This is a genomic window from Mesorhizobium sp. LSJC280B00 (assembly GCF_000502835.1).
Classification (GTDB): Bacteria; Pseudomonadota; Alphaproteobacteria; order Rhizobiales; family Rhizobiaceae; genus Mesorhizobium.
Genome location: NZ_AYVL01000016.1, coordinates 162361 through 174216, shown reverse-complemented (window position 1 = coordinate 174216; position 11856 = coordinate 162361). Strand labels below are relative to the sequence as shown.

Genomic DNA, 11856 nt, shown 5'->3' with positions numbered 1-11856 from the left:
CTCAGAACACCTGGCGGAAGATGACGAACAACACGAAGGCAAGACAGATCGAGACCGGAAGGGTCAGTATCCAGGCCATCAGCATGTTGCGCACCGTCGACCATTGCAGGCCAGAGCCGTTCGCCGCCATGGTGCCGGCAACGCCCGAGGACAGCACATGGGTGGTCGAGACCGGCAGGCCGAGATAGTCGGCCGATGCGATCGTCGCCATCGCGACAAGCTCGGCGGACGCACCCTGACCGTAGGTCAAATGGCTTTTGCCGATCTTCTCGCCGACGGTGACGACGATGCGCTTCCAGCCGACCATGGTGCCGAGGCCGAGCGCCAGCGCGATGGCGACCTTGACCCAGAGCGGGATGAACTTCGTCGCGTTGTCGACCGCCTTATGGTAGGTTGTCACCGCCTTCAGGTCGTCTGCCTCCATCGGCAGCAGCTTCTTCCTGTCGATCAGCTTCAGCGCTTCACCGATAAGATAGATGTTGTTGCGGGCGTTGCTGACCAGAGTTGTCGGCAGCTTTTCCACGGACGGATAGGGCGACAACATGGCGCTGGTGTCGTGGATGAAGCTCCGCAGGGCAGGCGTGGTCTCGTCCTTCCAGGTCTTGGTGCGAACGGCGTCGCCGACCACGATTGCCGCATCGGTCACGGCGATGCCGGGCTTGACGTATTTGCCGAGTACCGTTTCGACCTGCGTCGCCGCCGATTTGTAAGCTTCGAGATAGTTCACGTCCGGTGTGCGGTTGAGCGCGAAGGCGGTCGGCACGACGCCGATCAGGATGAGCATGATGAGGCCCATGCCCTTTTGCCCGTCATGGAGCCGTGGGCAAAGCTGACGCCGGTGCAGGTGAAGATAAGCAACGCCCGGATCCACAGCGGCGGCGGCGCGCTCGACTTGGGCGCCTCGTAGAGCTCGCGGTTCCTGACCAGCAGCTTCATCACCAGAAGCAGCAGTGCAGCCAGGCCAAAACCGACCAGCGGCGAGATCAGGAGCGACAGGCCGACATTGGACGCCTGCGACCAGTCGACGCCGCTGGTGACGGAGCCGGCCGGGGCCATGAACTGGTTGGCGAGACCGACGCCGATGATCGAGCCGATCAGTGTGTGCGAGCTCGAGGCAGGCAGGCCGAGATACCAAGTTCCGAGATTCCACATGATCGCCGCAACCAGCAGCGCGAAGACCATGGCCAGTCCGGAGCTCGATCCGACCTGAAGGATCAGCTCGACCGGCAGCAGCGATATGATGCCGAAGGCGACCGCTCCGCTGGCGGTGAGCACGCCCAGAAAGTTGAAGAAGCCGGACCACATCACTGCAAGCTCGGCCGGCATGGAATGCGTGTAGATCACCGTTGCCACCGCATTGGCAGTGTCGTGAAAACCGTTGACGAATTCGAAGCCGAGCGCGATCAGCAGCGCCAGCCCAAGCAGGATCCACGGCACCGCGACGGTGCTGGTCAGGTCCTGGCTGAGCGCGTAGCCGACATAGGCAAGGCCGCCCAGAATGATGACGGCAAAGGCCGGCAGAAACCATTTACCGGTGCCGTTTGGCCGGTCAAGCGGATGCTCCGGCCTTGGAATTCCTGCCTCGCTTGAAACAATATCGACCATACCCCACTCCTCCTGCGTTGCAGCAAAGAATGGGAGGACGCTATGTCGGCACGATGAAGCCTGTGTGACGGCGGGCACTTTGGGCTGACGCAACGGGCGATCGACGCGACCGAGGCAATTGAACCCGGCCGGCGTAGACTATTCCGCGATCTCCAGCAGGGTCGATATCAGCAGCCGGCGCTCTTCGGCGGAGAGAATGTCCGAATCGAACAGGTTCATGCTGCGAAGCCCTTCGATGGCGAGATAGCAGACCAGCAGCGCCTTGAGGTTCGGCGTTTCCTGCTTCAGCCGCTCGAACAGCTGCCGCCTGAACGATTTTATCGGCGTCAGGAAATCGGGATCCTCGGCAATCGCCGAAAATATCCAGGACGCCGACGGTTTCGATTCCTCGGCATGCTCGGCCGACAGCTTGATATAAGTTGCAAGCGGGCTTTCGCCGTTGATGCCGGCCGTGCGGGCGGACTGCAGTGCCTGCTCGAAGGCGCGCAGATAATCCTCCACCAGCGCCTGCATCAATTTCGCCTTGGTCGGGAAATTGTAGAGAAGACCACCCTTCGACACGCCGGCACGGCTGGCGACCGCATCCAGCGACAGGCTGCCAGGGCCTGTCTCGCGCGCCACGGCGGCGGCGGCGGCGAGAATTTTTTCGCGCGAATTTGCTCTGCGGACCTTCATCAAGCGTTCCCCATTCATTAGCTTAGGCGGAATTGACAAGACCGTCCAGACGGTACAGTAAGATCGCCGTCATTTGAAATTGGGACCAGTCACAGGTATGTGTTCCGGTCATCCGACTGTTATGCTGGGCCATGGCCGAGGGACTGTTCGTGATCAAGCGCTTCATCATCGCCTTCATTCTGCTCGTGCTGGTGTGCGGCGGCATCGTCGGCTTCAACCTGTTTCGCGACAATGCGATCAAACAGTTCTTCGCCACCATGAAGCCGCCGGCCGCGACCGTGTCGACGGTCATCGTCAAACCGATGTCGTGGACGCCCGGCATCGAGGCGATCGGCACTGTCAGTGCCGTACGCGGCGTCGACCTGACGGTCGAAACTGCTGGCATCGTCAAGGACATCCTGTTCCATGCCAATCAGAAGGTCGCCGCCAACGCCGTGCTGCTGCAGCTCGACGATGAAGTCGAGCGAGCCGACCTCGTGGCATCGAAGGCGCAAGCCACATCCGACCAGACGACGCTGATGCGCGCTCTTGAGCTGCAGAAGCGCGGGGTCGGCACCGACGCTACGCTCGACACGGCGCAGGCAGCAGCATCGGTCTCCGCAGCGCAGGTAAACAAGCTGCAAGCGGTGCTCGACCAAAAGCAGTTGACGGCCCCTTTCAAGGGTACCGTCGGTATTCCGAAAATCGACCTTGGCCAGTATCTCACACCCGGCACCGCTGTGGTGACCTTGCAGGACATGGATACGATGCGTGTCGATTTCACCGTGCCGGAGCAGCAGCTTCCGCAGCTGAAGATCGGACAGACGGTGCGGTTGGGCGTCGGCGGCGGCGACATGCCGTTCACCGGCAGCATCCGCGGCATCGATCCGAAGATCGACCCGACCAGCCGGCTGGTGACGGTGAGAGCGGAGGTCGGCAATCCCGAAGGCAAGCTGACGCCCGGTCAGTTCGTCCAGGTGCGCGTCGAACTGCCCGAGGAGAACGACGTGCTGGCGCTGCCGCAGACGGCGCTGACTTCCAGCCTGTACGGCGACTTCGTCTTCGTGGTGCGCCCGGCCAAATCCGCCGAAGCCAACGGCGCGGCGCCCGAGGCAAAGCCGGAAGACAAGCCGGCTGCAGATGCTGCCAAGCCCGCAGCCGAAGCACCCGCGGCAAAACCCGACGAAAAGTCGGCTGCTACCCCAGCCAAACCGGCAGCGGAAGAACAGAAGCCGCAGCTCGTGCTAGCCCAGGTGTTCGTCAAGCCAGGCCGCCGCAACGCCGGCCTGGTCGAGATTCTGGAGGGCATCGCGCCCGGCGACGAAGTCGTTACCGCCGGCCAGAACCGGCTCTCCAACGGCATGTCCGTTGCCGTCGACAACACGATCGATCCGAGCAAGCCAGGGAACCAGCAGGCAGCCCAGCAGTGAGCTTTTCCGACCTCTTCATCCGCCGCCCGGTCCTTTCGACCGTGCTTGCCTGCATGATCCTGCTTCTGGGTTTCCAAGGCATCTTCAACCTTTCGATCCGGCAGTATCCAGAGGTTGAAGAAACGGCCATCACCATCACCACTGCCTATCCCGGCGCCAGCGCCGACCTGATCCAGGGGTTCATTTCCGCGCCGATCGCGCGTGCCGTCGCGTCGACCGAAAACATCGATTATGTGACATCGGCGAGCCGGCCGTCATCCAGCACCGTGACAGTGCAGATGAAGCTCGGCTCCGACCCCGACGTCGCGCTGAACGAAGTCTTGTCGAAGGTGCAGAGCGTTCGCGGCGATCTGCCGGACGAAACCAAGGACCCGGTGATCGTCAAGGGCACCGGCCAGCAGTTCGCGATGATGTACATCTCGATGCAGAACCCGAACATGACGCCGGAACAGCTCACCGAATATATCGAGCGCGTCGTGCGGCCGCGTATCTCGACGGTCGAAGGCGTCGCCGACGTGCAGATCTTCGGTGCAGCCGAATATTCGATGCGGGTCTGGATCGACCCGATCAAACTGGCGGCGCGCGGCGTGACGGCGGCGGAAGTGCTGGCCGCCATCAACGAATCGAATTTCCTTTCCGCGCCCGGCGACACCGAAAACGAATATGTGGTTTCTTCGATCACCGTTCGCTCGACGCTGCAGACGCCGGAGGCTTTCGCCGCCCTTCCACTCCGGTCGAAGGACGGCAATGTGGTGAGACTGCGCGACGTGGCCCGCGTCGAACTCGCCGCGGCGAACACCGACACCAGGGTCAGCTTCAACGGCAAGCCCGGCATCTTTCTCGCTATCTTTCCGACGCCGGCCGCCAATCCGCTGACCACCGCGGCGGCAATCCACAAGATTGTGCCGACCATCCAGGAGACGCTGCCGCTCGGCATGACGATGGAGATCGTCTACGACTCAACCGAGCAGATCAGCGCGTCGATCGAGGAGGTATTCAAGACCATCGGCGAGGCGGTCGCCATCGTCATCGTCGTCATCCTGCTCTTCCTCGGCTCGTTCCGCTCGGTGCTGATGCCGATCGTGACCATTCCGCTGTCGCTGATTGGCGTCTGTTTCCTGCTGTTTTCAGTGGGCTATTCGATCAATCTTTTGTCGTTGCTGGCCATGGTGCTGGCGATCGGACTTGTCGTCGACGATGCCATCGTGGTGGTGGAAAACATCCACCGCCACATGGAGGAAGACGGCTTGTCGCCGATGCAGGCGGCGTTCAACGGCATGCGCGAGATCTCGTCCGCCGTCGTCGCCATGACGATAACATTGGCCGCCGTGTTCGCGCCGCTGGCCTTCACCGGCGGCCTGACAGGCGCACTGTTTCGCGAATTCGCGGTGACGCTTGCCGGCTCGGTGGTGCTTTCGGGTGTCGTCGCCCTCACCATCACACCGATGATGTCGGCACGTATCCTGAGGTCCGGCTCGCACAGCCGCTTCCAGCGCATTGTCGACAATACGTTCGGGCGCGTCGAACACATCTATGAGCGGCTCGTCACCGGTTCGTTGAACTATCGCCCGGTGACGCTGATGATCGTCCTCGCGCTGGTCGCCACGACCGGTTTCATGTTCACCAAGACCTCGAGCGAACTGGCGCCGGAAGAGGACCAGGGTTTCCTGCTTTCGCTGGTGACCGCGCCACGGTACGCGACGTCGGACTATACCGAAACCTACGTCAATCAGATACTCGGCCTGGTCAAGGATCTGCCTGAGACGCGGGCACAGTTCTCCGCGGTCGCCTTCGGTGGTGGCCAGACAAACAGCGCTTTCGTCGGCTTTGCGTTCAAGGACTGGGCTGACCGCACGCGCAACTCGAAGGAAATCCAGCAAGACATTACGGGCCGCCTGAGCAAGGTGGCGGGCGTCGAAGCTTTCGTCTTCGCGCCGCCGACGCTGCCCGGCTCCGGCGGCGGCCTGCCGATAACGATGGTCGTGCGCTCGACCGGCGACGCCTCGCAGGTGTACGAGGCGGCCGAAGACATCAAGAACAAGGCGCAGGCCTCCGGCCGCTTCATCGTCGTGCAGAATTCGATGACCTTCGACGCGCCGCAAGTGACAGTGACGATCGACCGCGATCGCGCCGCCGCGCTCAACCTGCCGATAGCCGACATCGGCCGGACGCTGACGCTCCTGGTCGGTGGCGCCGAAGTGGCGCAATTCGACCGCGAATCCAATAGCTACGACATCATTCCGCAGGTGCCGCAGCAATTCCGCGACAATCCCGAAAAACTGGGCGAGTATTTCGTGCGCAGCGTATCGGGCGAGATGGTGCCGCTCTCGGCGGTGGTGAAGATCTCGACCAACGCGTCGCCGGCCGCCATCGAGCAGTTCAACCAGCTCAACTCGGCGACGATCTCTGCCTTGCCGCGGCCCGGCATCACCACCGGGGATGGGCTACAGGCGATCGAGGACATTGCCAAGCAGAGCCTGCCCGACACCTTCTTCATCGACTATACCGGTCAATCGCGGCAGGAGAAGGAACAGGGCTACACGATCATCATCGCCTTCGCGGCGGCGGTGCTCGTCATCTATCTGGTGCTGGCGGCGCAATTCGAAAGTTTCCGCGATCCGCTGATCATCATGATGGCGGTGCCGCTGTCCATCTTCGGCGCGATCGTGCCGCTTAATGTCGGGCTCGGCACGCTCAACATCTACACGCAGGTCGGCTTGATCACGCTGATCGGCCTGATCACCAAGCACGGCATCCTTCTGGTCGAGTTCGCCAACCAGCAGCGTGAAATGCACGGCATGCGGCGGCGCGATGCGATCATCGCCTCGGCCAGGGTGCGGCTGCGGCCGATCCTGATGACGACGGCGGCGATGGCGCTCGGCGTGGTGCCGCTGATCATCTCCAGCGGCGCTGGTGCCGCGGCACGCTATTCGATGGGCCTGGTGATCTTCACCGGCATCCTGGTCGGAACCATGTTCACGCTGTTCGTGGTGCCGATGTTCTACACCTTTATCGCCAGCAAGGACCTGCCGCATCACGCCGAAAAGCCGGATCCGAAGCTGATGCCGGTAATGCCGGATTAGACTGCGCTAATTTCCGGCCCTTTCCTGGGAGCGACGAGAAGCATCGCTCATTTAACGATGACGATGCTGGTGTTGGCCGGGCCGAAGACCTCGACGAGCTGGTAGAAATCGGCGGCGTTGTCCGGATGCAGACGCACGCAGCCATGCGAGGCCGGCTGGCCGAGGCGCTTGATGGCGCTTGTCGCATGTACGGCGTAGCCGCCGCTGAAGAACACCGAATGCGGCATCGGGGCGTTGTCGTATTTCTTCGAGTACCACATTTCATGCATGCGGGTCGGCTTGAACGAACCGGTCGGCGTGACGTGCGTCCTGTCGCCGGTCGAGACCTTCCAGGCGAATGTCGGCCGGCCGTCGACCAGGATTTCCATGGTCTGCTGTGACAGTGATACACGCGCGACGATCTTGTTGGCGGCGGCGTGGGCTGCGCTGTTGCCGGCACTGACAAGCAAGGCAGTACCGGTGATCACGGCGGCAGCGATGTTGATGAGCTTGGCGGAAATGGCAGTGTACATGATGTCTCCCCTATTCTGCCGGTCGGGGCCGGCTCAATTCGATGACCGGCTTATCGGGGCGTCATGTTTCCAGCCGATTTCGCTACGTGCTCGTTTGTGTTTCGATTCTGTTTCCCCTGGTTAACAGAAAAGGTCCGTGCAAAGCAGCTTGCAGTTGCACGACGTCGTCATGACGGTGGCGTGTTTGCCTAGGCGGATCGGCCAAACCGCGGCGCGAATACGCGATTGCCTTTCGTTTGATAGGAATTCACCTGACTCCGAAACCGAGCTGCAACAAAGCGCAGCCTCGGCGGCATGATCCGGATACAGCGAACAGGGTAAGTTGACCTAACGAAAACAGCGGTCAACGAACGATCGGAAGCCAACACTGTTTTCGCTACGGTCTGGATTGGTCTGGACAGTTTCCAGCCTGCGCGTCGACCTGCTCAAGCCCCTCTGGCGGGGGCGGCTTAGGGCCGTTGAGGATGCGCGGCGCCTCCGGCAACTTGCAGCCGAGAGGACCGAAGGCCCGCGCCGCAACGGGGGGCTCCGCTGGCGGCGCGGGCGCTTCGGGGGTTCCCCTGAAGTGCCCGTAAATTCCAATTTTGAGGAACGAACAGGATGAAAACGAAATTCGCCGCTTCCATGCTTTCCGCGCTGCTTTACGTGCAGGGGCTGCTCGGCATTGCCGGCCTCGCCACCGTCCTGCTGAAGGAACGTGCCCATGCCGGCGAGGTCAGCACGAACAGTGACATGCTGTCCGGCCCGTCGCTTCTCGTGGTGCGCTGAAGAGCATCGGACCCCAAAGTGGAACGGTTTTGGGAAAATCGATGCTCAAGACAAAAGGGTGGCCGTCCTGCCTTCAATCGGTGAATTGCGTGGGCGGATCGAACCGGTAGCCCGCACCCCGTATGGTGGTGATGGTTTCGGTATCGAGCTTGCGACGCAGCCGCACGATGCGCGAATCGATCGACCGATCGAAGGCTTCGGCATTTTCGGCGGGCGCGGCGGCGATGATGTCGTCCCGCGTCAGCACCTTGCGCGGGCTGGCCAGGAACAGCCTGAGCAGCGCCACCTGCCCGGGGGACAGCTGTTCTTCCGTGCCCGAGCGGTGCATGACGATGGCCGATCGGAGATCGACGGTCGCGTTCTCCAGCACGATCAGTTCCCCGGCGCTCCTGCCGCGCCGAGCCAGAAGGCCGCCTACGCGAGCGGCAAGCTCCCTGACATTGAGCGGGCTTTCGACGACGTCGGCGGCGCCGAGTTCGAGCGCCAGAACCTTGTCGACCAGATCGGCCGGGCGGCAGATCAGGATGAAATCCGGTCCACCTTCGCCGCCATGTCGCCTGAGCAGGTCGCGCCCCTCTGCCTGGCTGACGCTGTCGCCGACAACCACGACATCGATACCCTTTTCCGAAAGCAGCGATTCGGCCTCCCACGGCTGTCGCGCCGCGCGGACGTCATGACCGCGCCGCTCGAGATGATCGGCGAGATCGGTCGCAATTACTTCAGCGACGGAAACAAGCGCGATAACGGATCGTGCAGCCATGTTTTTCTACCCCGCATACGGCAACCCAAGAAGAGTGCTGGACATCATGTTTATACCCAATCTACTTTCCGCTGAAAGCGGGAGCGAAAGCATCGTGCGGGCACGAATTGTCATTGTCGAGGACGAGCCCGACCTGAGGGATGCGGTCGCCGAGTATCTGGGCGCCAGCGGCTATGATGTGGCCACGGCCGAAAGTGCGGCGGCGGCGCGCGACCTTTTGGAAACCCAGTCCTTCCATCTGGCCATTCTCGACATCGCCATGCCGGGCGAGGACGGCCTGTCGCTCGGCCGCTGGATGCGGTCGAAAATGCCGATCGGCATCATCTATGCGACGGCGGCCGGTACCGCGCTGGACCGCATCGTCGGACTGGAGCTCGGCGCTGACGACTACATCGTCAAGCCTTACGAATTGCGCGAAGTGCTGGCCAGGGTGCGCAGCGTGCTGCGCCGCGTTCCGGAACCGACCGAGCCACAAAAGGCCAAGGCTGAAACATCCGGCGGCCGCCGGTCCGTGAGCTTCGGACCCTTTCACGCCGATCTCGACGGCAGGCTCGTCACCGGCGCCAACGGCGCGGTCATCGACATGGCCAAGAGCGAGTTCGACGTGCTGGAGGTGTTCCTGACGCGCGCCAACCGGCTGTTGACGCGGGCGGCGATCTCCGAGGCGATCGGTTTCGTCGAGGACCCGGAGTCGTCCCGCGCCGTCGACATCCGCATCATGCGGCTGAGAAAGAAGATCGAGGCGGATCCGGCCAATCCGAAATTCCTGCGCACGGTGCGCGGCGAAGGCTATATCTTCTCGCTGCCAGTCGGGGAAAACAACTAAGGCCCGGCGGCTTGAGCAAGCCACGGCCAGGAAATGACGGCTGACCATGACGGCTGAAACAACACGCGCGGACATGCAGGGCGCCAGGCAGGGCGCGGCGATGGCGGCCGTGCATGTGGTTCGCCGGCTGCGCGAAGCCGGCGACTGGCAACGCGAAATGGAGGGTATTCTCCAGACGCTTTGCGAAGCCATGGATTGTCACCGCGGCATCCTGTTTCGCCTGCGCGAACTGCCCGGCCAGGGCTTCGCCCAGTCGGTCGCCGCTTATTGGATCGCTCCCCGGTTTGGCGGCGAACTGGCGTCACCGACCGTCATCATGCAGTCGGTCGTCGATTCCGACCCATTGCTGGAACGGCTGGCGGAGGACGAGCGTCAAGGCAAGATCTTCGCCGGGCACACACGCGATCTCGAAGGCTTTCTGCGGACCGATTTCGAAAAGCAGAACATCAAGTCATTCCTGTCGGTGTCGGTCTTTTCGCACGGCAATTTGTGGGGCACGCTGGCGGTCAACGACTGCATCCACGAACGCGAATGGACCGACCAGGAAGAGGCGGCGCTGCACATGGTGGCACTCGCCATCGGCGATGCCATCGAACGGTCGCCCTCCGACGCGCATGCCAGCGACGTCATTCGCCGCACCATGCTGCAGGCCTCTCTCGACGCCATCATCGTCATCGACGAGACCGGCTCGATCATCGAATTCAATCCGGCCGCCGAGAAGATGTTCGGCTATCGGCGCAGCGATATCCTCGGCAAGGACCTGCTCGATACGGTCGTGCCGGAATATTACCGCAAGGGCTATGCGTCGGGTGCCGAATACATGTCGGGCCGCGGCGCGCCGATGGTCGGCCAACGGCTTGAAACGGTCACCCAGAATGCCGCCGGCGAGGTTTTTCCGATCGAGCTGACGGCAACCGAGATGCGGGTCGCCGATCGCCAGCTGATCTTCGGCTCCATCCGCGACCTGCGCGACAAGTTGCGGGCCGAGGAGGAAATCAACCGCCAGCGCGAAAAACTGCACCAGAACGAGAAGATGGCGGCAATGGGCTCGCTGCTTGCCGGCGTTTCGCACGAGCTCAACAATCCGCTGGCCGTGGTTGTCGCCCAGTCGACGCTGCTGCACGAATTCGCCGCCGATCCCCAGACCAAGGTGCGCGCCGAAAAGGTGCGCGCCGCTGCCGAGCGCTGCGGCCGTATCGTCAAGAGCTTCCTGTCGATGGTCCGCCTGCACCCGGCCGCACAAGCCGAAACCGACCTCAACCAGGTGATCCGCGCCGCACTCGAAGTGACCGCCTATGGTGCACGGTCGAGCGGCATCATCATCGACACCGATTTCGCCGGCGGCCCGCTGCTGGCCATGGCCGATGCCGACCACGTGACGCAGGTGGCCGCCAACTTCCTCATCAACAGCCAGCACGCCTTGGCCGGCGTTGCCGGCGACCGCAGGATCAAGGTCCGGACGTTTCGCAGCGACCGCGGCAATCCCGGATTCTCGGTCGAGGACAACGGGCCAGGCGTGCCGGAAGCGATACGCTCACGCATATTCGAATCCTATTTCACCACCAAGCCGGTCGGTGTCGGTACCGGCATCGGCCTGTCGATCTCGAAATCGATCATCGAGCGGCACAATGGCAATATCTGGTTCGAGGAGGTTTCGCCGAGAGGTGTGCGTTTTGTCGTGCAGCTGCCGGCGATCGCTGCCGGCGCGGCCGCCGCCGGCGAAGCTCCGTCGCGGTCGAGCGGCTTGCGTCACGCGCTGATCATAGACGATGAGCCGGATGTCGCCGCGTCGCTGTCCGATATTCTGGAGCTGATGGGCATCAAGTCGCGGGTCGTGCCGGCCTGGGTCTCGGCCGCCGCGACGCTGAGCGGCCATGTGCCGCCGGACATCGTGTTTTCCGATTTGCGCATGCCCGGCACCAGCGGCATAGCCGCCTATCGCGAGCTACTCGCCGAAATGCCGGGTCTGGCGCGGCGCTTCGTGCTTGTCACCGGCGATCTGATCGGCGCGAAAGGCGAGATCGAAGCGCTGCCGGCGCAGCAGCGACCGCCGATCCTCGAAAAACCGTTCAGCACGCTGGATGTGCGCGGCGTGCTCTCGGCCATTGCCGAGCAGGCCGCTCTGGGCGGCTAGACTCCGCGATCTCGCCCCGGAAGAAAAAGGCTCCCGGCCGACATTGCGGCGGGAGCCTGACTGGAGTGCTGGAGGGCGCTCGCA

The 11856-nt window shown here is 62.8% G+C and carries 8 protein-coding genes and 1 pseudogene; 5 read left to right on the top strand and 4 right to left on the bottom strand.

Translation table 11 applies throughout. From position 1 onward, the window contains the following. Nucleotide 1 precedes the first annotated feature (1 nt). Together X773_RS61085 and X773_RS61080 are read right to left on the bottom strand one after the other, a co-directional pair. Nucleotides 2-1605, bottom strand: a pseudogene (locus X773_RS61085) (inorganic phosphate transporter). Between the two features lie 138 nt (nt 1606-1743). Then, nucleotides 1744-2280, bottom strand: a complete 537-nt coding sequence (locus X773_RS61080; RefSeq protein WP_023678154.1) for a TetR/AcrR family transcriptional regulator — start codon at nt 2278-2280, stop codon at nt 1744-1746. 131 nt (nt 2281-2411) lie between these two features. On the opposite strand from X773_RS61080, the gene X773_RS61075 reads away from it, so the two are divergent. Together X773_RS61075 and X773_RS61070 are read left to right on the top strand one after the other, a co-directional pair. Continuing rightward, nucleotides 2412-3689: an efflux RND transporter periplasmic adaptor subunit gene (locus tag X773_RS61075; RefSeq protein ID WP_031212073.1), complete on the top strand. Its 1278-nt coding sequence runs from the start codon at nt 2412-2414 to the stop codon at nt 3687-3689. Beyond that, complete coding sequence (locus X773_RS61070; RefSeq protein WP_023678152.1) at nt 3686-6772, top strand: efflux RND transporter permease subunit; 3087 nt, start codon at nt 3686-3688, stop codon at nt 6770-6772. The genes X773_RS61075 and X773_RS61070 overlap by 4 nt, the downstream gene beginning before the upstream one ends. Before the next feature lie 47 nt (nt 6773-6819). Here X773_RS61070 and X773_RS61065 read toward each other — a convergent pair whose 3' ends face one another. Continuing rightward, on the bottom strand, nt 6820-7284 hold the full coding sequence (locus X773_RS61065; RefSeq protein WP_023678151.1) for a L,D-transpeptidase: 465 nt from the start codon (nt 7282-7284) through the stop codon (nt 6820-6822). A 600-nt stretch (nt 7285-7884) separates the two neighbouring features. Here X773_RS61065 and X773_RS74665 point away from each other — a divergent pair. After that, on the top strand, nt 7885-8052 hold the full coding sequence (locus tag X773_RS74665) for a hypothetical protein (RefSeq protein ID WP_023678150.1): 168 nt from the start codon (nt 7885-7887) through the stop codon (nt 8050-8052). 73 nt (nt 8053-8125) lie between these two features. On the opposite strand, the gene X773_RS61060 is transcribed toward X773_RS74665, so the two are convergent. Further along, nucleotides 8126-8812, bottom strand: a complete 687-nt coding sequence (locus X773_RS61060) for a response regulator transcription factor (RefSeq protein WP_023678149.1) — start codon at nt 8810-8812, stop codon at nt 8126-8128. A gap of 46 nt (nt 8813-8858) precedes the next feature. Here X773_RS61060 and X773_RS61055 point away from each other — a divergent pair, with 46 nt between their 5' ends. Next, nucleotides 8859-9638 carry a response regulator transcription factor gene (locus X773_RS61055; protein ID WP_198023578.1) on the top strand — a complete coding sequence of 260 codons (780 nt, stop codon included), beginning with the start codon at nt 8859-8861 and terminating at the stop codon, nt 9636-9638. Between the two features lie 46 nt (nt 9639-9684). After that, nucleotides 9685-11772, top strand: coding sequence for a PAS domain S-box protein (locus X773_RS61050; protein ID WP_031212072.1), 2088 nt, complete (start codon nt 9685-9687; stop codon nt 11770-11772). Nucleotides 11773-11856 lie beyond the last annotated feature (84 nt).